A 22,183-nucleotide genomic window follows, 5' to 3' on the forward strand; every position below is an offset into this window, starting at 1 on the left:
AGGGCTTTTATCAAAAAATAATAATAAAACTTACAAACAATATGAAAAAATACTGTTTGTAAGTTTTATGAAAAGTTATTTTGATGAAAGTCCTTTATTTATAAACACGTTTTAAAGTAGTGTGTTCAGTAGATCCTAATATTAAAGGAACATTTTCAATTTCAATTTCACTAGATTCAAGGCCGAACCATTTAGCTGGAGAAACTGTGAATTTTTTTATGAAAAGCTTAGCTTTAATTATCATTGAATTCCATGATTTAAGCTTGCTTTCTGATGATAAACATTCATTTATAAGAATAAATCTGAAATCTCCTACATTTCTGTTAGGAAGTGTAGTATACTTTCTATTTTGAACCTTAATATCACCATTATTTATAAGTTCACATACTATTTGACGTAAAAATACATTTAGTTTTTGGTTAACCCTAAAACCAAGTTTAAGTTGCACCTTAACCATATAATCAGTGCCAAATGTATTTACAGTATATTCAGCTGTATAGGGTTCATCAGTTACAATTACATTTACAAACCAATATACATCTGCTCTTTTAGGCCTTTTATCTAATATAGAATACATTATTTTTCTTTCTATTCTTTTGGATTTTTCTGAACTTGTTAAATAAACAAGATTTGTTGCATATTTAGGTCTATCTACATCATTCTTTAATTCTTTTAATTGATTTTTATAATTTTCAATAGGAATATAGTCTAATAGACTCATTTTTATATAATGACCTTTTATCCATATATACATTATGCTTAAAATACATAAAGCTATTAATACTGAAACAAAACCACCTTTTTCGAATTTAACTGCACTTGAAATTAAGAATGAAAATTCTAAAGAGCCAAAGAAGACTAGTATAATTAGTGCAATTGGTAATGGAGTTTTTATTTTTAATAGATAATTGAATAAAAGTATGGATGTCATAAGCATTGTTACAGTTATTGATAATCCATAAGCTGCTTCCATATTATCTGAACTTCTAAAATATAAAACTATAGCTATACAAGCTATCCAAAGTATTCTGTTTATAGCTGGCATGTAAATTTGTCCCTTAGAATTAGAAGGGTAAAGACATTGTAATCTAGGGAATAAATTCAATTTAATAGCTTCTGAAACTAAGGTATATGAACCTGAAATTAAAGCTTGAGATGCTATAATAGCTGCTAATGTAGAAATTAAAACTCCAAATAGTAAAAGCCAACTAGGCATCATTTGAAAAAATGGATTTAAGCTTTCAATTCCATATAATTTAGTATTATTTTTTTGTGATAATATCCAAGCAGCTTGACCAAAATAATTTAATAGTAAGCATATTTTAACTAAAGGCCAAGTAAGATAGATATTCTTTCTACCAACATGACCAAGATCAGAGTACAAAGCTTCAGCTCCAGTTGTTGATAAAAATACTCCTCCAAGAATAAAAAAACCTAAATGATTATTTGGACTAAATAAAATTTTTATTGCATAATGAGGAGAAAGTGCTTTTAAAAGATACAAATTTCCTGATAAATTTACAATTCCTAATATGGCTAAAAATGCAAACCAAATAAACATAACTGGTCCAAAGATTTTACCTATTATTTCTGTACCAAAATGTTGAATAAAGAATAAAAAACTTAGTATTACTAGTACAATGATTATAATTATATCTTGATTATTTCCAAATATATCATTAAAACTAGGCAAGATTTTTAAACCTTCAATGGATGAAGTAACAGTTACTGCTGGGGTTAGCATTCCATCAGCTAGCAGAGCAGAACCTCCTACCATGGCAGGGATAATAAGCCACTTAGCACGACGACGAACTAAGGTATAAAGAGAAAATATACCTCCTTCTCCCTTATTATCAGCCTTTAATGTTATAAGAACATACTTTATTGTTGTTAATAAAGTCATAGTCCAAAAAATAAGAGATAATACTCCAAGGATAAAATCAGGAGTAATGCTTTCTAAACCTCCATTGCCATTTATTATTGATTTCATAACATAAAGAGGAGAAGTTCCAATATCTCCATAAACAACTCCTAAGGCTATTAAAAAGCTTCCTAAAGTAATTTTTTCAATAGAACTTTTATTAGTACTCATATCTATTCTTCCTTTATTATCATAAGTTAATTATTAAGTTGAAAAATATTAATAAATTATTAATGTGTACACATAAAATTAAAATCTAATAAAATTTATACTAGCACCATTATGAAATGATGTAAAGTTATAAATTAAAAAGAAATTAGTTCTATTTTATTAAAACTTTTACATTGAAAAGTTTATTAAAAAATATATAAGTTTTTTGAAAAAATTATAATGAATTCCTGATGAGTATTAAAGTAATCTAGTAAAATAAAAAAGGCTGTATCAAAATATAATAAAGATTACAAACAGTATGAAGAGAATATCTAGATGAACTTTAGAATTTAAATTATTACGTAGAAGATATCACGTTATAAAGCTGAGACTGTTCGAAGCGAAGCAAGTTTCGAAGCTTTAGTGATATCTTCGAAGTAATGATTATAAATTCTTAGTGAAATCTAGTAATTCTCGAAATATGTTTGTAAGCTTTATCAAAAGTTATTTTGATACACGCCCTTTTTATTGATAACTTTAAATTAAATCTATTTTGTAGTTGTTGGAGGAGTGAATACTCTTGCAGCTAATTCATCATCCATCATATATAAAGCAGCAGGATTACCTTCAGATCTTCTAACTTTTTTTAATAATGAGTGGAAGTTGTTTTCTTCTTCAACTTGTTCATCTATAAACCATTTAAGTAAACTCATAGTTGCGTGTTCTTTTTCTTCAAAAGCAACATCTGCAAGGTCATATATTTTACGAGTTACTAATTGTTCATGTTCATAACCTTTTTCAAAGGCTTCAATTATATTTGAAAAATTAAATTTAGGCTTATCTATTTGTTCTAATTCAACAACGCCATTTTTTTGGAATATATAATCGTAAAATTTCATTGCATGGAATAATTCTTCTTGAGCTTGAACTCTAAAAAAATTAGCAAAACCACTTAAGTCAACAGATTCAGCATAAGCAGCCATAGCTAAATAAGTATATGATGAATAAAATTCAAAATTAACTTGTTCATTAAGTTTTTGTAATAAATTTTCACTTAACATATATGTACACCTCTTTTTATTATTTCTATAAAATAATTGTAGTCTTAAAAAGAAAATTAAGCAAACTAATTTATAAAAATTATTAACAGAAATTATTATTCTATTAATAATAGATAGGAGTATCTTGAGATTACTTTATAATGCTTAAATTATGTAATTTTTTCTTCAGATGGAAGTAATCCTATATACTTTTTATATGTTTTTGAAAAATAAGATAAGTTATTAAAGCCACTTTTATAAGCACTTTCAGATATAGTATATCCATTGTAGAGGATTAAATTTCTAGCATTAATACATCTAATATGATTAATATAATCTAGAATAGTTTGCCCTGTTACCTCTTTAAAGGTACGACAGGTATAATATTTACTAAAAGCAACATGGTTACATATATGATCAATTGAAATTTGTTCTTTATAGTTTTCTTTTAAATAATTTATTATTTCTTTTACCATTAGTATTTTATTATTATCTTTTATTTTTATTAATGATGAGTTTTGCTCAATATGGTTTCTCTTAATATGAATTAAAATTTGAAGTATATCCGATTTTATAAATTCTTTAAAATAATCATTTTTATTACTTAATTCCCTATTTATTTCTTCAATTTTCATCTTTAAAAATGAATCCTTAATTAAGTTTTTAAATCTAAAATTATCAAAATTATTTAAATTATCATTAAGTAAATCTTTATCTATAATAAGACAGTAATATTTACAGTAATCAGATATTTTTTCTATAGAATGCAGCTCCTTTGAATTAATTATTATAATATCATCAGCTTTAGCTTGGAGTATTTTATTATCACAAACCACCTTAGCATGTCCATCTAAGAAGTAGAGAAGTTCTATGTTTTCATGATAATGCATCAAAAAACTAGGTTTATTTTTATTTAAAATATCACAATGAAATATTACTGGGAAATTAGGATCCCTATGAAAGTGATTTTCATATATGTAATTACTCATAATTCCTCCTATATAAAAAGCAATATTGTGTTAAATAACAGCAAAATACTTACTTAAATAAATAAAATAATTTTATATAATAATAGTAAACATTTAAATTGTTTATTACCATTATGAGCAAATTTTTGTAGAAAGTAAAGGATTATTAGGGGGAAGAGATATGCATTTAATACCAAGACCAAAAAGTGTAATTAATCATGAAGGTGAATTTTTTATAGAAAGAGATACTGAAATTATATTAAGTAGTGAATTATCCTTTGAAGATTTAAATTTGGCAATTATGATTCAAAAGGAAATAGAAAAAGTATTAGATTTTAAACTTAACATAAATAAACTTTTTATGGATAAGAAATATAGTAACTCAATAATTTTAAGAGAATTTAAATTTGAAAATGAAGAGGAATATAAAATAGAAATAAAGGAGAATCAGGTAATAATAGAAGGGTTTGGTGCTGGATTATTCTATGGATGTCAGAGCTTTAGACAGCTTGTAAGAGAGTTTGGAGCATGTATTCCAAATCTAACAATAGAAGATTCTCCATATTTTAAATATCGTGGATTTTATCATGATGTAACAAGGGGAATGGTACCAACCTTAGATACATTAAAAAGATTAGTTGATAAGGCAGCTTTTTATAAAATAAATCAGTTGCAACTATATATAGAGCATACCTTTGCTTTTAAGGGAATGAGTGAAGTTTGGATGGATAAGGATCCTTTAACAGCGGAGGAAATATTGATTTTAGACAAGTATTGCAAAGAGAGACATGTGGAACTTGTACCATCATTATCAACTTTTGGTCATCTATATGAAGCTTTAAGAAGTAAATCCTTTAGAGAACTTTGTGAATTAGAAATAGGAGATGAAGAATATTCTTTTGTAGATAGAATGGCACATCATACTTTAGATGTTACTAATCCTAAAAGTTTAGACTTTGTTGAATCAATGCTTTTAGAATTTATTCCTTTATTCAGTTCAGATAAGTTTAATATTTGCTGTGATGAAACCTTTGATTTAGGAAAAGGAAAGAGTAGAGAGAAGGCTGAAAAATTAGGAGTAGGTAAAATATATACAGAGTTTTTAAATAAGGTATACAACATTGTAAAAAGGTTCAATAAAAATGTTATGTTCTGGGGAGATATAATAGTTGGATATCCAGAGCTTTTAAGTGATATACCAGAGGATTTAACTTGTTTAACTTGGAACTATCATCCACAGGCTAATGATGTAGCCACAAAAATTATAGCAGAGAACAATAAAGTACAATATGTTTGCCCTGGTGTAGGTGGATGGAATATGATGATGAATCTTATAGAAGGCTCTTTTAGTAATATAAGAAGAATGGTTAACCATGGAATGAAATATGGAGCTATAGGTGTTTTAAATACAAACTGGGGAGACTATGGAAATATAAATCTATTAGCTAATTCAATGCCATCTATGATTTATGGAGCAGGAATTTCATGGAATCCAAAGGAAGAGGAGTTTAATGAAATTTTTAAGTCTATATCCCTTATGGAATTTGGTGATGAATCTATGAAGGTGGTTTCTTTAATGGATAAGCTTTCTAAAAATCAAGTTGCAGGTTGGGGAGAACTTGTTAGATGGAAAGAAAAGTTTAATGAAAGAGAAGAAACTAAGGAAGAAATTAAGAATATAGATACTTTAAAAGTTTTTGAAGGATATAAGGTTGCTTCAGAGGTAAGAAGAGAGTTTATTAAATTACTTAAAAATACAGAGGATAAAGAAGCTATTCAAAGCTTTATTGTGTCTTCAAAGGGATGGGAGCTTATAGATAAATTCTTCATGGTATTACTTGAAAGAGAGTTTAATAAAAAAAGTTTATTAGATATAGATAAAAAAGACTTAGCTAAGGATTTAGAGCTTTGGTTTTATGATTACACATCAATATGGAGAAAATATAATAAAGAAAGCGAGCTTAATAGAATAAGAGAAGTTATAGTATATATGTGCTCATATTTAAGGGGTTAAGAGGACTTTTAAAGGCTAAACAAATATAAAATTAAAGAGTATAATAAATTATAAAGTAATAATTACTTTGTTGATAACTTTATTTTTATACTAATAGAATGAAAGAGGGTAATAATTATGAATTATTGGCAAATATCAGCAGAGATAGGTAACACAAATTTAATAGATATATTCTTTGATTTAGGAGTAGCAATTGTTGGCCCTGGAGACAAAGGAGATTATTTTGACAATAAAGAAGAGTACGATATATTAGGCAAAGAGGGAATAGTTATAAAGAGATTTGCTGAAGAAGTTAAGGTAGGAGATGTACTTATTTTAAAACAGATAAATTCAAAGGATGGAAGCTTTACTATTGTAGCAGCTGGTAAAGTAACAAGTCCATATAGATTTGAACCTGTATTTAACAAAGTAGGACTAGATGAATTGCCTATGCAGCACTGTAGAAGGGTAAAATGGTATATTCCTACTGATGGCTTAGTAATAGATAAAGAAGGGTTAAGTATTGGATTACAAAAGCTTAAGGATGATAGCCCACTAAAAATAAAAGCTCAAGAATTTATGAATGAATTAAAGGATGAAAATTAAAAATTATTATAAAAATTAAAAACCAAGCTTTAGCTTGGTTTTTTAGTTTGCAGTTTAGAAATCCTCATAATGTTTTTATAATTATTATTTATAAATTATTTTAGTGAAGTTTAATTTTATTAAGGCTTCAATTTATCAAAGTAGTCAAGAGATTCAATATCATCTACTTGAAGTATTGTATCAGCTAACCATTTATCCTCTTTTCTTATAAATTTCCAAAATTCTTCAAAAGAATTTGCTGTTGAATAGTCTCCATCAATTATGCAATTATTTTCTTCATTTATAGTGTAATCAATCATTTTAGCCTTTAATAAAACCCAAATAAAATCCTCTCCATTTTCATCATTTTCTACTGCTAATATAGGGGTTACCTTCTTTAATTCTACATCAGATAAGATGTTCTTTTCCTTCTTTAAAAGCATCCAATTCATTTTTACAGTATGAGTATCAAAAAAGTTATCTGTCATTAAATGTTTTACAGGTGAATAATCCCTATTCATCCAAGCCTCTTGAATTATAGGAAAGGATTCTTCAATCTGAGTTTCTATTTCATAGAAATTCCATGCTGGATTTTCAATCTCAAAGTCTTTTAGAGTAGACATAGCTTCTCTTTTTTTAGAATAAACTTTATATCTAGATACACTTCCGTTTTTCACAAACAAGAAATTTATTCCTATGAATGAACCTAATATCAAGAAATCAATCATATTTCCATAAGGGGAGTCTGAGCTGCTTCCATGGGAGCTATGTGAAGAAGATCCTCCACCACCGCCGCCACCGCCACCACCGCCACCTCCGCCACCACCGCCGGCACGACAAAGAACTGTTGTGGATGGAATTAAAAATAATAGTATTAACATTATACTTAAAATCTTTCTTAAATTTTTCATTTATTGTCCTCCTTACTCCTATAGAGTATTAATTACTACAATATTTAACAAAATCCTTCTTTTTTTATTAAATATTCTTATTTATTAAATGAAAAATTAAGAAATTTAATATAATGTAATTAAATTTTGATTATTCTTCTTTTTGTTTAGGTACTAATCTTACTCTAAAGATAAGTGCTTTAAGTGCTTTCCAGTCAAGGGGAATAAGAGGATACAGGTAGGAATCACCAGTTAAAGTTTTATTACTTGCAATTAAAACTATTCCTATTATTAATCCTACAAAAAATCCTATTACATTAAATAGGCTTGTTAATATAAGCAAAAGAGTTCTCCAAAACTTTAAGGCATAGCTAAGTTCTAAACTAGGTTGAGAAAAGCTTCCTAGTGTAACTATAGCCATATATAATATGGTTTGTGGTAAAAACAACCCAGTATCTACAGCAAATTGGCCAAGTATTAATCCTCCAATAACAGATAAGGACATGCCAAGGGCATTTGGCGTATTTAAAGAGGCAAGTTTTAATCCATCCACTGCAACTTCAAGAAGTAAAAATTGAACTATCAATGGAACTTTATAGCCATCAACAGGTAATAAAAATTTTAAGTAATCAGGTATTCTATAGGCATTTTGGATTAAAAGCAAATAAAGTGGGGTTATAAAAATAGTAGAAATTAGTATAAAATTTCTTATTAAACGAATAAAATTACCTGTTATTACAGGAAGATAATAATCATCAACATCCTGTATAAAATCAAAGATAGTAGTTGGTAAAATTATAACTGAAGGAGAGTTATCTATAATAACAACTATCTTTCCCTCAGTTATATGGGCAGCTGCAACATCAGGCCTTTCTGTATATCTAACCTTAGGGAATGGATTATACCATGAGGCATTTGAAAGAGATTCAACAAGGCTTTGTTCGCTCATGGTTAATGCTTGTATATCTAAGTTTTCAAATTTCTTTTTTATTAGATTAAGAGTTTTTTTATCAACTACCTCGTCTAAAAATGATATAACCACATCTGTTTTTGATACATTTCCTATAGACATCATTTCAAAGGTAAGTCTAGGATCTCTTATTCTTCTTCTAATTAATGCAGTATTAAATACAATGGTCTCTACAAAGCCATCCCTAGAACCCCTTAATACTTTTTCAGTTTCTGGTTCTTGAGGCCCTCTAACTGGATAGGTTCTTAAATCTATCATTATTGCACTGGAGAATCCTTCTAAAATTAATGCTGTCTGTCCACAGAGAACTTGAGATACTATTTTATCTATGGATACTTCTTCAGCTACTTCTACATAAGGGATTTGTCTTCTCATAAAATCCTTAGGTGATTTTATTAAGTTCATTTCAGTTTTGCTTAAGGAAAAGAAGTCACTCATGATTAATTCCATTACGTCATCTTTTACAAATCCATCAATATAATACATTGTGGCTTTTTTATCCCCAATTATTATTGAACGCTCAATTATATCAAAACTTTTTCCAACCCTTAAAGCTTTAGATAAAGTATTTATATTTTTATCAAAATTTGATGTTAAGTCCAAAAAAATTCCTCCTTAGTAAATAATATAAACTTATTATTTCAAAGGAGAATAAATAATATTCCTATAATAATTTTATAGTTTAGTATTCTTATAATAAAAAAACTTACAAACATATTTAGAAAATTAATAGATTTTCCTAAGAATTTAAATTCCAAAGCTTATCTATATAATTTTCATATTGTTTGTAAGTTTTATAAAAAAGTGATTTTAATACACTAATATTTTAAATGTTTTAAAAGTGTACCTGTACTAATAATAGTAAGGCTGCAAAGGCTGCTATAATTCCCATTAAAGGCATAATAAATTTCAGCCATTTATTATAGGTTACATCAACCATAGCAAGGGTAGCTAAAATTAATCCTGTTGGAGTTATAAAGGAGATTAATCCTTGACCAAATTGGTAAGCACTAACTATAACATCCCTTGGTAAACCAACTGTATCTGCAAGTGGTGCCATTATTGGAATTGATAAAACAGCAAGACCAGATGAAGATGGAATAAAGAATCCTAAGATTATGAATATAACAAGCATTAATATTATAAATATATTTTTATCCATACCTTGAATTCCATTTGAGGATACATAAAGTAAAGTATCTGATATTTTACCATTTTCAAGTATTAAGTTTATAGATCTTGCAACACCTATAACTAAGGCAACTCCTACTAAATCAGCAGCACCAGCTATAAAGGTATTAACAAATTTCTTTTCTCCAAGTCCTGAAAGGAATCCTAAAATTATTCCAACTACAAGGAATAGAGCAGTCATTTGTATAAATCCCCATCCTTTAGCTGAAACTCCATAAACTAAAATTATAAATGAACCAGCGAAGATTAAAAGCATAAGTTTAAGTCTCCAAGTAAATACTGGCACATCATTACTAGATTCATGAAGGAATTTAGAATCTATTTCATCTTTTTGATCATATACAAGGGATTTAGAAGGATCGTTTTTAACTTTTTTAGCATATCTAAGTATATAAATTATTGTTATAAGTGTAGCTAAAACTAATCCTATCATCCTAAAATCAAGGCCTTCTTTAAAGCTTATTCCAGCAGCTGTTGAAGCTATTACTGAAGAGAATGGGTTTACAGTTGAGAACATTGTTCCTATAGATGAACCCATGTATATTGTGGCTATACAAACTATAGCATCATAGCCAGAAGCTAGGAAGATTGGGAGCAGAATTGGATAAAGAGCAATTGTTTCTTCTGCCAATCCAAAAGTAGTACCACCAAGAGAAATAAGTATTGATAATAATATTATAAGTATATATTCTTTTCCCTTAGTTATTTTAGAAAGGCTAGCAATTCCAGCATTAAATGCTCCAGTTGTATTTAAAACTCCTATTACTCCACCAATTATTAAAACGAACATAATTATATCTATAGTGTCATAAGTTCCTTGAATAGGAGCTTCTATTATTTGAGCAATACCTTGAGGATTTTGAGCAACCTTTTCATAAGTATTTGGTATAGCTATTGGCTTATTTATACTTCCATCAGTAAATTTACTTAAGTCTATTTTTATACCAAGTTTATCTAAGGTATTTTGGGTTGCAGCTTCCTTAGTGCTTTCCCCTTGAGGATTTGTAACAATAAAGGTATTTTCAGCTTCATTATAAGACAACTTTGAATATGATCCTGCTGGAATCACATAAGTTAAAACAGCTGATAAAATTAAAACAATAAATAATACAGTAAAGGCTGTAGGGAACGAAATTTTTTTCTTTTTACTCATTTTTTTACCTCCTCTTAAGTTTTTTATATTGTTAAAGTTTACAATTAATAATATTAATAAATAAATTTTATTAATTAAATACTTGTATTATATTAATTATACTCTTTTGTAATTTAGGGGTAAAATTAGAAAAAATTATTAAAATAATGAATTATTGATTAAATAAAGATATATATACTATTAATTAACTTTAAATGAAATAATTTGAACTTGACTTAATATAAAATTTAATGTAGAAAATATATTTAATATATTATTTTATCATATTTTTACATAATTAAAATAAACTTAATATATTGTTTTAAAGTTCCAAAATGAATATAATAAAAATAAAATAAGGGAAAGAATGTTTTAACTTGAAAATAATTGATTTTCATAACTTAAAGGGGAGTTATACTATTATGAAGGATTTTAATTTTGAAGAAATATTAGAGTCATGTCCTATGGATTATATTTATGGGAAGCTAAAGAATAAAGATTCTAGTGATTTATTTGTACTTAAGTCTAGCATAAAAGAATTTAATAGCAAATTGTTAAGTGAAGTACTAGGTAGTGATATAGATTTTAAAACTATATTTAGTAAAAGTAATATTCATGGAGAAGGGTATTATAAAGACTTAAATGAAAACTTTAGTTTAAAGCTTCTTAATAATGATTATGTAATTATTTGGTTTAGTCAATATTTATTGGAGAAATATAATAAACTAGAAATTAATCTAAAAAAAGAAAAAGACATGTTAGATTTATTTTTAGATTCTTTAACAGATTACGTATTTTTTAAGGACATTGATGGAAGATATATAAATTGTAATAAGGCTTTTGAAAATAAAGTTGGAATTGAGAAAAAATATATAATTGGAAAAACTGATAAAGATATATTTTTTGATGATCCAAGTAAGGTAGAAACATTTATTAAAACAGATAGAGAGGTTATTAATTCAAGAGAAAAGAAAGTTTATGGTGAAGAATGGGGATTTGAATGTGAAGATGGGTATTTAGAAGAGACTGTAAAATCCCCATATTTTGATGAAAACAATGAAGTTAAAGGTATAATTGGACTAACAAGGGACATTTCCTATAAAAAAGCTATAGAATATAGGCTTAAGAAAAATGATAAAATGTTTTTTGAAGTTTTTAATTACTTAGATGATGTTGTAATTATAAAAGAAGGAGAAAAAACTATTTATGTAAACCATGCCTTTGAAAAATTATATGGATTAAATTGTAAAGAGTTATATAAAGAAAAAAGTATGATTGTGAAATTAGATAGAATTCATCCAGAGGATAGATATAAGTTTAGTAATATTGATTTTGGGAATTTTTTTATGGAGAAGGCTAGAATTGTTAGAGCAGACAATGAAGTTAGAAATGTTTTGTTTAGAGCAAACTCCATAAAAAATGAAAATGGAGAATCTATAAGGAGAATCATAGTTATAAATGATATTACAGATACTATAGAAAAAAGTAATGAGATGGAAAAGCTTAGAGTGGAGTTCTTTGCTAATATATCTCATGAATTTAAGACACCTGTAAATTTAATATACAGTGCACTTCAGCTTTTAGAATTAAAGTTGAAAAATAATATAGATAGGAATGAAGAGAGTTATATTAATTATATTAAAATGGCTAAGCAGAATGTTTTTAGATTATTAAAGTTAATAAATAATTTAATAGATAGTACTAAGCTAGAAGCAGGCTTTTTTAATGTTAATATTAAAAATCATGATATAGTAAGTTGTGTTGAGGATATAACAATGTCTATATGTGGTTTTGCTGAAAAAAATAAAATTTCCATAACTTTTGATACAGAAGAGGAAGAAAAAATAATTGCTTTTGATTTGAATCATTTAGAAAGGATACTATTAAATATTTTATCCAATGCTATAAAATTTAATCGGGAAAATGGTAATATAGATGTCTATATGAGTTTTGATGAAAGGTATGCAAATATAAGTATTAAAGACACGGGTATAGGCATACAAAAGGATAAAATAGACTTGCTTTTTCATAGATTTAAAAAAATAAATAATAGATTAACCAAGGTTAATGAGGGAAGTGGAATAGGACTTTTTATAGCTAAGGAGCTTGTAAAAATTAATGGGGGTGAGATGAGAGTTAATAGTGAACTAGGAGAAGGAACAGAGTTTATAATAAAACTTCCAATTAAAAAGATTGAAAGTGAAGTTTTAGATGAGATAGCCTTAACATCCTGTGAAAGAGAAAATAGAGAAGAACTTTACAAAGTGGAATTATCAGATATTTATAGCCTTTAGAAGAAAAGCTGTATCAATTGATACAGCTTTTTATTTTTTATTATACTATTAAAAGTTTAAATTTGAACATTTATGTTATTTATTATACAAATTTTTAATAAGTAAAATAAATTGTAAATTATACCATGAAAACCTTTTCTAGGGTGAAATGCTGTTGTAAAATGATTTTACTAATAAAATGATTTTATTATTAAATTTAAAAAATACATAGGGGGATTTTATTATGCAAATCTTATTTGGAACATTATTATTATTATTAGTATTAGGAGGCTTTACATTATTTAGTTATAAGGCACCACATGGAATGAAGGCTATGGGTGGATTAGCAAATGCTGCCTGTGCAAGTTTTTTAGTTGAAGCCTTTCATTTAGCATTTTTTGGAGATGTATTTCAAATACCTTTTTTAGCACAAGTAGGTGCATCTAATGGAAGTCTTGGAGGAGTTGCAGCTGCAATTTTAGTACCTTTAGCACTTGGAGTTTCTCCTGTATATGCAGTATTAACAGGTCTTGCATGTTCAGGATTTGGAATATTACCAGGATTTATAGCAGGTTATCTTGGTTCATTTGTTATAAAGTTTTTAGAGAAAAAAATACCAGCTGGTCTTGATTTAATAGTTATTATTGTTCTTGGAGCTCCACTTGTAAGGGGAATAGCAGCAATCTCAAATCCACTTGTAGAAACAACTCTACAAAATATTGGAGGAGTTATAACAGCTACATCAACAGCTAGTCCTATAATGATGGGAATTATACTTGGAGGAATAGTAACAGTGGTTGCAACTGCACCTTTAAGCTCAATGGCTTTAACAGCTATGTTAGGATTAACTGGACTTCCAATGGCAATTGGAGCATTAGCAGTATTTGGTTCATCATTTATGAATTTTGTATTCTTTGGAAAAATGAAATTTGGAAGTAAAAAAGATACTATTGCAGTTGCTATAGAGCCTCTTACACAAGCAGACATAATTTCTGCAAATCCAATACCAGTGTATGTAACTAATTTTATAGGGGGAGCTCTATCAGGAATAGTTGTTGCATTAATGGGTCTTACAAATAATACACCAGGAACTGCTACGCCAATAGCTGGTTTTGCTGTAATGTTTGCATATAACCCAGCTATTAAAGTTTTAATTACTGCGGCAATAATAATAGTTCTTAATGTTATTGCTGGTATGATAGGATATTTAATATTTAGAAATTATAAAATAATGAAAGCAGATGAAATTAGAAATAATAAAGATTCTGAAAATAATTTAAATGTTGAAGATGAAGAAGTTTTAGTAGTTTAATAATGATGGATAAATAGAGGAAGGGATAGTTATGAATAATCTTTGTGTTTTTGATATATTAGGTCCAGTAATGGTTGGACCATCATCATCTCATACAGCGGGAGCAGCTAGACTAGGAAAGGTAGCTAGAGCAGTTGCTGGAGAAAAAATTATAGATGTTAAATTTTTGCTTCATGGATCTTTTGCTAAAACATATAAAGGTCATGGAACTGATAAGGCTTTACTTGCAGGTATATTAGGAATGAAGCCAGATGATGAAAGGCTTAGAAGTTCATTAGCTATTGCTAAAGAGGAAGGATTAAACTTTGAATTTATAGAAAGAGATTTAGGAGATTACCATCCAAATACAGTTAAATTTGTTATGGAGTGTGAATCTGGAAAAGTTTGCGAGGTATTAGGGTCATCAGTAGGTGGAGGAAGCATAGAAATAGTTGAGGTAAATGGAAATGAAGCTAATTTTAGTGGAGCATATCCAACACTTATTACATGTCATGATGATAAATTTGGTACTGTAAATAAAGTAACAAAACTTCTTCTTGAACATGAAATTAATATTGCTTTTATGAACGTTTCAAGAACTCAGAAGGGAATGGACGCTACTATGACTTTAGAAATAGATAATAAGATTGATGAATCTGTTATAAAGAGAATGGAAGAAATAGATGGAATAAAAAAAGTTATACTTATAAATTTAGAAGAAGAGGAGAAATAACATATGAGAGTTGCAAAAACTGGAGAAGAACTTTTAGCTATATGTAAAGAAGAAGGGATTAAGCTTAGTGAATATGCCTTAAGATGTGAAATGAAAAGTAAAAATCTTTCTAAAGAAGAAGTTTTAGAGAAACTTTCAAAAACTTTAGAGGTTATGAAAAAATCATCATCAAAAGGAAGAGAAGAAGAAGTATATTCACTTAGTGGATTAATAGGAGGAGATGCTTTTAAACTTCAAAAGTATTTAGAATCTGGAAAATCTTTCACAGGTAATGGAGCTATATTAGCTATGGCTATGGCTATTTCTTCATCTGAAGTAAATGCTTCTATGGGAAAAATAATTGCTTGTCCAACAGCAGGTTCTTGTGGAATTCTTCCTGCGGTAATGTTAACAGCTAAGGAAAGATTAAATCTTCAAGATGAAGATTTATTATATGGACTTTTAGCAGCATCAGCTATTGGACTTATAATTGGGAAAAATGCTACATTTTCAGGAGCAGAAGGTGGATGTCAAGCAGAATGTGGCTCAGCATCTGCCATGGCAGCTGGTGCCCTTGTAGAACTTATGGGAGGGACACCAGAAATGTCATTAAATGCCGCTGCAATAGTAATAAAGAATATATTAGGTCTTGTTTGTGATCCTGTTGCAGGTCTTGTTGAAATTCCTTGTGCTAAAAGAAATGCTTCAGGTGCCGTAAATGCTATATGTGCAGCAGATCTTGTAATGGCTGGAATAGAATCAAAAATACCTTTTGATGATACAGTAAGTGCTATGGCTCAAGTTGGAAAGGCTCTTCCAGAGACCTTAAGAGAAACAGCACTTGGAGGAGTAGCTATTACAAAAACAGGGCTTATGTTGAAGAAAAAAGTATTCGATAAGTAATTTTAATAATATAAATTTATATTATGTATTTACAAAAAAAGTGTACAAGTATTAACTTGTACACTTTTTACATTTTCTTTACTATTTCTTTATCCCATACAAACATTTGATCAGTATTAGTTAAAGATTTAAATAAATTTTTCTTAAAACCAGGCATAGTTTTGTCTAAACTTCTAATAAGATTTTTCATATCTTCTCTTTTAGTTTTACCATCTGCAGGACAAGGATTTTTTATTACTGGGAAATTATATTCTGCTACTGCCTTTCTTATTTGACTTTCCTCAATAAACACCATAGGTCTTATAAGAGTTAAATTATTTTTATGCATAAAGCTTTTAGGAGAGAAGCAGTTTATTCTTCCTTCATAGCTTATGGAGAGCATAAGGGTTTCTAAGGCATCATCTTTATGGTGTCCTAAGGCAACTTTGTTGCAACCAAGCTTTTCAGCATTATCATTTAATGCACCCCTTCTGAGATTTGCACATAAGGAGCATGGATTTTTTTCTTTCTTTATATCAAAAACTATTTCCTTTATATCTGTTTGAATTTCATAAAAAGGAACATCTATATTTTTACAAAGCTCATGTAATGGACTGTTATCAACTCCTCCAGGATTTAAAGTTATAGCTATTAATTCAAATTTTTCAGGAGAAAATCTTTGATAGTTTTTTAATATATGTAAAAGTGTTAGACTATCCTTTCCACCAGAAAGTCCTACGGCTATTTTATCACCATCTTCAATAAGGTTATATTCTTTTATAGCTTGTCTAGTTTTACTTAATAATTTTTGCATGGTTTTCATAAAAATCACCTCTTAATCTTTATTTAATTATCTTATAATAAAAAGGTGAAAATTAAAAGAGTGAAAATTTTAGAATAAAATTAAATTTGTTGTCAGATATTTAAATTGATATTCCAATTTAAACATGTTACATTAAAACTTAGATTAAGTATTAAAATTAAAAATTTAAATTTATATATTTAAATTTTTTTTGAAAGGAAATTAAAATGAGAAATATAAAAATTACTTTAGATTATGATGGGAGTAAGTACAAGGGATGGCAAAAGCAAAACCAAAAGGGAAGTAATGTTTCCACAGTTCAAGATAAATTAGAAAAAGTACTAACTAAAATGACTAGTGAAGAGATTCAACTAATTGGTTGTGGAAGAACTGATAGTGGTGTACATGCAAAAAATTATGTAGCAAATTTTAAGACAAATTCTCTTATGACTCTAGAACAAATTATTGAATACATAAATGAATATTTACCTGAAGATATAAGGGTAAAGGAAATAAGAGAAGCAAGTGAAAGATTTCATGCTAGATTTAATGTTAAGTCTAAAACTTATGAATATACTATTGATAACAATAAGTTCAAAGATGTATTTTTAAGAAAATATGCATGGCATGTTGAAGAAAAGTTAGACCTAGAAGCTATGGAAGAAGGAGCAAAATATTTATTAGGCACTCATGACTTTAAGAGTTTTACAAGTTTAAAATCAAAGAACAAATCAACTTTAAGAACCATAAATAGCATTGAATTTCATGAAAATAATAATATATTAAGTATAAAGATAAATGGAAATGGCTTCTTATTAAATATGGTTAGAATAATAGTAGGAACTTTAGTAGATGTAGGACTTGGAAAAATTGAACCAAAATATATAAATGATATACTTGAAGCGAAGGAAAGAGCAAAAGCTTCAGAGAAAGCACCAGCTCATGGACTTTGTCTTTTAGAATTAAATTATTAAATAAAATCTGTATAAAAGAGTAGTTAAACTATTAATTAGTATTTATACTCTTTTATACAGATTATTTTATGCTTCTAATAAATCTTTTTCTAATTCATTCATAAGTGTCTCTACAGATACTATTTTATCTATTTTTGAGGCATTTTCACCACAAAAAATAAGTCCATTATCTATATCGCCTTTTACGGCATTTATAAGTGCTTGACTTATGCAATAAGGAGTATCAGCAGGATTACAAGGGATTAGGCAATTATAACAATGAGAAACCTTAGATTTTTCTGTTTCTGTAAATTGAACAAAGGAGTTCCTAATAGCTCTTCCTGGCATTCCAACAGGACTTTTTACTATGGATATACTTTCTTTATTACAATTTATATATGCTTCTTTAAACTTTATATTTGCATCACATTCATAAGTTGCCACAAAACGAGTTGCCATTTGAACTCCACTTGCATCTAGTTTTAAATATTTTGCAATATCCTTTCCATCAAAAACTCCACCTGCAACTATTATTGGAATTTTCTTTTCATATTTATCTTCATAAATAGAAGTTTCTTTTATTATATCTAGTATTGTTGAATCAAACTTTTTACTTTCATCTTCAAGTGATTCTTTAGTAAATCCTAAATGTCCTCCAGCTTTTGGTCCTTCAATTACAATCATATCTGGAGATACTTTATGATGCCTATCCCAAAGTTTTAAAATTACTTTGGCAGCTTTAAGGGAAGAAACTATAGGAGCTATTTTTACATTGCTACCTTTCGTAAATTTAGGAAGATGAGAGGGAAGGCCAGCTCCTGAAATTATTAAGTCAACTCCAGCGTCTATAGCAGCCTTTACATGCTCTGCGTAGTTATTCATAGCTACCATTAAATTAACGCCTATAATTCCATTTTGTGATTTTTCTTTAGCTATTCTTATATGTTTTTTTAAAGCTCTTAAATTAGCTTCTAAAGGATTATTCTTAAAGTCTTCTTCTAAGTATCCAGGTTGAGCACCGGATATAATTCCTATTCCTCCAGCTTTTGTTACAGCACTAGCTAAATTTGAAAGGGACACTCCAATTCCCATTCCTCCTTGTATAATAGGTAATCTAGCTGTTAAATTTCCAATTGTAAGTGGTTTTATATTCATAGAAACTATCCTTTCTGTCAAAAAATTAGAAAAACAAATATTTTGACTATTAAAATATTTGAATATAAATATATTATAAGGATAAGTTAGGAAATAAACAAGTATTAAAATAAATTAATTAATAGTAAAAAAATATGAATAAATATATTATAATTAATACTAAAGATATAGGATTATAAATAAGAAGTTAGGAGAGAGCTATGAAAAAATGTGATTGCAAGGGCTATAAAAGTTGTTTATGCAACAAGGAGCTTACTATATTTAAGGATTTAACAGAGGAAGAATTTAATAAATTAGCTACTGGAATGACATGTTTTCATTTTAATAAAGGGGAATATATATGTTATGAAGGTGAAAAGCTTTCGAAGCTATTTATAATAAGTAAGGGAAGTGTAAAGACATCAAAGTTGACAAAAGGAGGAAAAGAGCAAATAATGCACATATTCTCTATAGGGGACTATTTTGGAGAGACAAGCCTCTTTAATAATGAGGGAGGAATTTTATTTAATGCTATTGCTTTAAATGATGTTATAGTTTGTGCTGTAGATAAGGATAAAGTTGATAGTGTCTTAGAAGAAAATCCAAGAATAGCTATAGTTGTTTTGAAATCCTTAACTAATCGTTTAAAGGATACTGAAGAATTTGCTCATAAATTAGTAACTAATGATGTTAGAGTTAGAATAGCATATATGTTAAAAGAGTTTAAGAGAAAATATGGCAAAATAGAAAATGGGGAAATATTTATTGATTTACCAATTAATAGAGAAGATATGGCTAATTATTGTGGTATAACTAGAGAAACAATGAGTAGAAAACTCTCTATATTTGAGCACGAAGGATTAATAGAAATTAGAGGAAATAAATCTCTAATAATAAAAGACATAGAAAGATTAAATAAAATAATTTCATAGGAAACACTTATTCCTATGAAATTATTTTATTTTTAGAAAAAATTCTATTTAAAAGTTTATTTTTTCATAACTCCTTCATATTTAAATGAGGGAACATAGGCTTTTGAGTTAGTTCCACTTTCTTGTATAAATGCATTTTTAACTCCTAAAGATGCTGCATAATCTATAAGAGATTCATAATGTTTAGGGTTTAAAGGCTTATTTATTTCAGGATAATCACAAGACTTATTCATAGGAGTATATTGATTCATAATGCTTATATAAACATCATCTCCAAATTTAGAAAATATAGTGTCGATAACTTTCTTTGAATCAAATAAAAGACCTGGAAGCATTAAATGCCTAATTATCATGCCTTTTAAAAGTTTACCTTCCTCTGAAAATTTTGGAGAACCTACCTGTCTAAACATTTCATCTAATACTGGAATTAAATTGTCCTTATAATTTTTTATCTTTGAATATTTAAGTGCATAATCATCCTTAAAATATTTAAAATCAGGAAGATACACATCTATGTAACCATCTAATAACTTTATTGTTTCTAAACTATCATATCCATTAGTATTATAGAGAATAGGAATACTTAAGCCTTTTTCTTTTGCTATTTTTAAAGCCTCTATTATTTGAACTGCATAATGTGTTGGAGTAACTAAGTTTATATTTTCAGCTCCCTTTTCTTGAAGTTCTAAAAAGATTTCTGCTAACCTTTCAATTGATATTTCAAGTCCTTTAAAATCTTGACTTATTTCATGGTTTTGGCAAAAAACACATTTTAAATTACAATGAGAAAAAAATACTGTTCCAGATCCATTCTTAAAAGAAATAGGAGGTTCTTCCCAAGGATGAAGTTCTGCTCTAGCTACCTTAACTTTTTCACTAGCCTTGCACACACCAAGAGATTTAAATCTATTAACTTTGCAGTTTCTAGTGCAAAGAGTACATTCTTCTAATAGTTCTTTATTTTCCATTAAAACACCTCTAATCTATATTCAATATTAATTATATATTTTAAGAGATTAAGTAACAAGATTCTTAAAAATAGAAATAGTAATTTATGGCATTATATGGCCTATATGTTATAATTAATATATAAATAGAGGGGGCGAAATATATGGTAAGTATAAACAAAGATTTTATTTTAGATGTAGCAAAAGAAATTTTAAGCTTCCATAGTCCAAGTGGATTTTGTTTTGAGATTATGGAAAAGGTAGAAAGAATAGTTAATAATCTAGGATATGATCTAGAATTGACTAACAAGGGATGTGGAGTAATAACCATTCCTGGAGAAAGTGATGAAAAGGTTATTGGATTAGCTGCTCATGTAGATACTTTAGGGGCTATGGTTAGATCTATAACACCAAAGGGAACTTTAAAGTTTGATTTAGTAGGAGGTCCAATAGTACCAACTTTAGATTCAGAATACTGCATAATAAGAACAAGGGAAGGTAAAGAGTATACTGGAACTTTCTTAAGCACAAGCCCATCAATACATGTATTTGATGATGCATCAAGCAAGCCTAGAGATCCTAAGAATATGGAAATCAGAATTGATGAAAGAGTTTTAAATAAAGAGGATGTAAAGGCCTTAGGAATAAATAATGGAGATTTTATTTTTATAGACCCAAAAACAACAATAACTGAAAGTGGATTTATAAAATCAAGATTTATAGATGATAAGGGAAGTGTATCAGCTTTAATAGGATTATTAGAGCTATTAAAAAGAGAAAATATAAAGCCTAAATATAAAACAAAAATCTTTATATCTGTATATGAAGAGGTAGGACATGGAGCATCATATTTACCAGAGGATATAACTGAATTTATAGCAGTAGATATGGGATGCATTGGTGATGACTTAAGTTGCACAGAGTATGATGTTTCTATTTGTGCTAAGGATTCAGGGGGACCTTATGACTATAAAATTACATCAGATCTTATAGAATTAGCTAAAAATAATAATTTAAGCTATGCAGTAGATATATACCCTAGATACGGCTCAGATGTTGGAGCTGCCTTACGAGGTGGAAATAATATAAAAGGTGGCCTTATAGGCCCTGGAGTTCACGCTTCACATGGTATGGAGAGAACTCACTATGATGCTTTAGAAAACACCATAAAACTAATATATTTATATTTAACAAGGTAAAATAAGAAAAATAATTAACAAATTTGAGTCATCTAAAAGTGAAAAATACTTTTAGGTGACTTTTTTTAGATTATTATATAACTATTTATATATTTCACTTAAAAATATAAGATATGAACTACATAATTAATAATTTTTTTACTTGAATTAAGGGTTAGCTAATATTAAAATTAATAAAACTAAAATAGTTAATTTGAATTTAACTTTGAATTTTCCTT

The 22,183-nt window shown here is 27.9% G+C and carries 18 protein-coding genes; 9 read left to right on the forward strand and 9 right to left on the reverse strand.

All coding sequences use genetic code 11. From position 1 onward, the window contains the following. Positions 1 to 94: 94 nt before the first annotated feature. The 3 genes from CPF_RS06025 to CPF_RS06035 form a co-directional block, all read right to left on the reverse strand. Entirely contained in the window at positions 95 to 2,092 is a 1,998-nt protein-coding gene (locus CPF_RS06025; protein WP_011590620.1) for a KUP/HAK/KT family potassium transporter, read from the reverse strand. 527 nt (positions 2,093 to 2,619) lie between these two features. After that, positions 2,620 to 3,132 (reverse strand): ferritin, encoded by a 513-nt coding sequence (locus CPF_RS06030; protein ID WP_011590621.1) that lies wholly within the window; start codon positions 3,130 to 3,132, stop codon positions 2,620 to 2,622. 149 nt (positions 3,133 to 3,281) lie between these two features. Beyond that, complete coding sequence (locus CPF_RS06035) at positions 3,282 to 4,100, reverse strand: AraC family transcriptional regulator (RefSeq protein ID WP_011590622.1); 819 nt, start codon at positions 4,098 to 4,100, stop codon at positions 3,282 to 3,284. 160 nt (positions 4,101 to 4,260) lie between these two features. Here CPF_RS06035 and CPF_RS06040 point away from each other — a divergent pair, with 160 nt between their 5' ends. Together CPF_RS06040 and CPF_RS06045 are read left to right on the forward strand one after the other, a co-directional pair. Then, on the forward strand, positions 4,261 to 6,093 hold the full coding sequence (locus tag CPF_RS06040) for a beta-N-acetylhexosaminidase (RefSeq protein WP_011590623.1): 1,833 nt from the start codon (positions 4,261 to 4,263) through the stop codon (positions 6,091 to 6,093). A 117-nt stretch (positions 6,094 to 6,210) separates the two neighbouring features. After that, entirely contained in the window at positions 6,211 to 6,678 is a 468-nt protein-coding gene (locus CPF_RS06045) for a hypothetical protein (RefSeq protein WP_011590624.1), read from the forward strand. A 119-nt stretch (positions 6,679 to 6,797) separates the two neighbouring features. On the opposite strand, the gene CPF_RS06050 is transcribed toward CPF_RS06045, so the two are convergent. The 3 genes from CPF_RS06050 to CPF_RS06060 form a co-directional block, all read right to left on the reverse strand. Then, positions 6,798 to 7,568, reverse strand: coding sequence for a Tim44 domain-containing protein (locus CPF_RS06050; RefSeq protein WP_011590625.1), 771 nt, complete (start codon positions 7,566 to 7,568; stop codon positions 6,798 to 6,800). Between the two features lie 130 nt (positions 7,569 to 7,698). Then, positions 7,699 to 9,120, reverse strand: a complete 1,422-nt coding sequence (locus CPF_RS06055; protein ID WP_011590626.1) for a spore germination protein — start codon at positions 9,118 to 9,120, stop codon at positions 7,699 to 7,701. A gap of 232 nt (positions 9,121 to 9,352) precedes the next feature. Then, positions 9,353 to 10,861 carry a YfcC family protein gene (locus CPF_RS06060; protein WP_003448442.1) on the reverse strand — a complete coding sequence of 503 codons (1,509 nt, stop codon included), beginning with the start codon at positions 10,859 to 10,861 and terminating at the stop codon, positions 9,353 to 9,355. Between the two features lie 401 nt (positions 10,862 to 11,262). Between CPF_RS06060 and CPF_RS06065 the strand changes: the two genes are divergently transcribed. The 4 genes from CPF_RS06065 (at position 11,263) to sdaAA (ending at position 16,019) form a co-directional block, all read left to right on the forward strand. Next, on the forward strand, positions 11,263 to 13,134 hold the full coding sequence (locus tag CPF_RS06065) for a sensor histidine kinase (RefSeq protein WP_011590627.1): 1,872 nt from the start codon (positions 11,263 to 11,265) through the stop codon (positions 13,132 to 13,134). Positions 13,135 to 13,357: 223 nt separating this feature from the next. Beyond that, positions 13,358 to 14,425, forward strand: a complete 1,068-nt coding sequence (locus CPF_RS06070; RefSeq protein WP_003460396.1) for a PTS sugar transporter subunit IIC — start codon at positions 13,358 to 13,360, stop codon at positions 14,423 to 14,425. A gap of 31 nt (positions 14,426 to 14,456) precedes the next feature. Further along, complete coding sequence (sdaAB, locus tag CPF_RS06075) at positions 14,457 to 15,137, forward strand: L-serine ammonia-lyase, iron-sulfur-dependent subunit beta (RefSeq protein WP_011590628.1); 681 nt, start codon at positions 14,457 to 14,459, stop codon at positions 15,135 to 15,137. 3 nt (positions 15,138 to 15,140) lie between these two features. After that, positions 15,141 to 16,019, forward strand: coding sequence for an L-serine ammonia-lyase, iron-sulfur-dependent, subunit alpha (sdaAA, locus tag CPF_RS06080; RefSeq protein WP_011590629.1), 879 nt, complete (start codon positions 15,141 to 15,143; stop codon positions 16,017 to 16,019). Between the two features lie 67 nt (positions 16,020 to 16,086). On the opposite strand, the gene CPF_RS06085 is transcribed toward sdaAA, so the two are convergent. Then, positions 16,087 to 16,812, reverse strand: coding sequence for a tRNA 2-thiocytidine biosynthesis TtcA family protein (locus tag CPF_RS06085; protein WP_041702749.1), 726 nt, complete (start codon positions 16,810 to 16,812; stop codon positions 16,087 to 16,089). 215 nt (positions 16,813 to 17,027) lie between these two features. Between CPF_RS06085 and truA the strand changes: the two genes are divergently transcribed. Then, on the forward strand, positions 17,028 to 17,774 hold the full coding sequence (truA, locus tag CPF_RS06090) for a tRNA pseudouridine(38-40) synthase TruA (protein WP_011590630.1): 747 nt from the start codon (positions 17,028 to 17,030) through the stop codon (positions 17,772 to 17,774). Between the two features lie 66 nt (positions 17,775 to 17,840). Here the strand turns inward: truA and CPF_RS06095 are convergent, their stop codons facing one another. Continuing rightward, on the reverse strand, positions 17,841 to 18,908 hold the full coding sequence (locus tag CPF_RS06095; protein ID WP_011590631.1) for an NAD(P)H-dependent flavin oxidoreductase: 1,068 nt from the start codon (positions 18,906 to 18,908) through the stop codon (positions 17,841 to 17,843). A gap of 200 nt (positions 18,909 to 19,108) precedes the next feature. On the opposite strand from CPF_RS06095, the gene CPF_RS06100 reads away from it, so the two are divergent. Continuing rightward, positions 19,109 to 19,819 carry a Crp/Fnr family transcriptional regulator gene (locus CPF_RS06100; protein WP_011590632.1) on the forward strand — a complete coding sequence of 237 codons (711 nt, stop codon included), beginning with the start codon at positions 19,109 to 19,111 and terminating at the stop codon, positions 19,817 to 19,819. A gap of 56 nt (positions 19,820 to 19,875) precedes the next feature. Here CPF_RS06100 and CPF_RS06105 read toward each other — a convergent pair whose 3' ends face one another. After that, on the reverse strand, positions 19,876 to 20,787 hold the full coding sequence (locus tag CPF_RS06105) for a radical SAM protein (RefSeq protein WP_003481127.1): 912 nt from the start codon (positions 20,785 to 20,787) through the stop codon (positions 19,876 to 19,878). Positions 20,788 to 20,930: 143 nt separating this feature from the next. On the opposite strand from CPF_RS06105, the gene CPF_RS06110 reads away from it, so the two are divergent. Next, positions 20,931 to 21,965: a M42 family metallopeptidase gene (locus CPF_RS06110; RefSeq protein ID WP_003477685.1), complete on the forward strand. Its 1,035-nt coding sequence runs from the start codon at positions 20,931 to 20,933 to the stop codon at positions 21,963 to 21,965. The last annotated feature ends 218 nt before the right edge of the window (positions 21,966 to 22,183 follow it).

The organism is Clostridium perfringens ATCC 13124 (assembly GCF_000013285.1).
Taxonomy (GTDB): Bacteria; Bacillota; Clostridia; order Clostridiales; family Clostridiaceae; genus Sarcina; species Sarcina perfringens.

Excerpts from the sequence above, each read along its gene's own strand:
- CPF_RS06025 (WP_011590620.1), bottom strand. The coding sequence starts at position 2,092 with ATGAGTACTAATAAAAGTTCTATTGAAAAAATTACTTTAGGAAGCTTT.
- CPF_RS06030 (WP_011590621.1), bottom strand. The coding sequence starts at position 3,132 with ATGTTAAGTGAAAATTTATTACAAAAACTTAATGAACAAGTTAATTTT.
- CPF_RS06035 (WP_011590622.1), bottom strand. The coding sequence starts at position 4,100 with ATGAGTAATTACATATATGAAAATCACTTTCATAGGGATCCTAATTTC.
- CPF_RS06040 (WP_011590623.1), top strand. The coding sequence starts at position 4,261 with ATGCATTTAATACCAAGACCAAAAAGTGTAATTAATCATGAAGGTGAA.
- CPF_RS06045 (WP_011590624.1), top strand. The coding sequence starts at position 6,211 with ATGAATTATTGGCAAATATCAGCAGAGATAGGTAACACAAATTTAATA.
- CPF_RS06050 (WP_011590625.1), bottom strand. The coding sequence starts at position 7,568 with ATGAAAAATTTAAGAAAGATTTTAAGTATAATGTTAATACTATTATTT.
- CPF_RS06060 (WP_003448442.1), bottom strand. The coding sequence starts at position 10,861 with ATGAGTAAAAAGAAAAAAATTTCGTTCCCTACAGCCTTTACTGTATTA.
- CPF_RS06065 (WP_011590627.1), top strand. The coding sequence starts at position 11,263 with ATGAAGGATTTTAATTTTGAAGAAATATTAGAGTCATGTCCTATGGAT.
- CPF_RS06070 (WP_003460396.1), top strand. The coding sequence starts at position 13,358 with ATGCAAATCTTATTTGGAACATTATTATTATTATTAGTATTAGGAGGC.
- sdaAB (WP_011590628.1), top strand. The coding sequence starts at position 14,457 with ATGAATAATCTTTGTGTTTTTGATATATTAGGTCCAGTAATGGTTGGA.
- sdaAA (WP_011590629.1), top strand. The coding sequence starts at position 15,141 with ATGAGAGTTGCAAAAACTGGAGAAGAACTTTTAGCTATATGTAAAGAA.
- CPF_RS06085 (WP_041702749.1), bottom strand. The coding sequence starts at position 16,812 with ATGCAAAAATTATTAAGTAAAACTAGACAAGCTATAAAAGAATATAAC.
- truA (WP_011590630.1), top strand. The coding sequence starts at position 17,028 with ATGAGAAATATAAAAATTACTTTAGATTATGATGGGAGTAAGTACAAG.
- CPF_RS06095 (WP_011590631.1), bottom strand. The coding sequence starts at position 18,908 with ATGAATATAAAACCACTTACAATTGGAAATTTAACAGCTAGATTACCT.
- CPF_RS06100 (WP_011590632.1), top strand. The coding sequence starts at position 19,109 with ATGAAAAAATGTGATTGCAAGGGCTATAAAAGTTGTTTATGCAACAAG.
- CPF_RS06105 (WP_003481127.1), bottom strand. The coding sequence starts at position 20,787 with ATGGAAAATAAAGAACTATTAGAAGAATGTACTCTTTGCACTAGAAAC.
- CPF_RS06110 (WP_003477685.1), top strand. The coding sequence starts at position 20,931 with ATGGTAAGTATAAACAAAGATTTTATTTTAGATGTAGCAAAAGAAATT.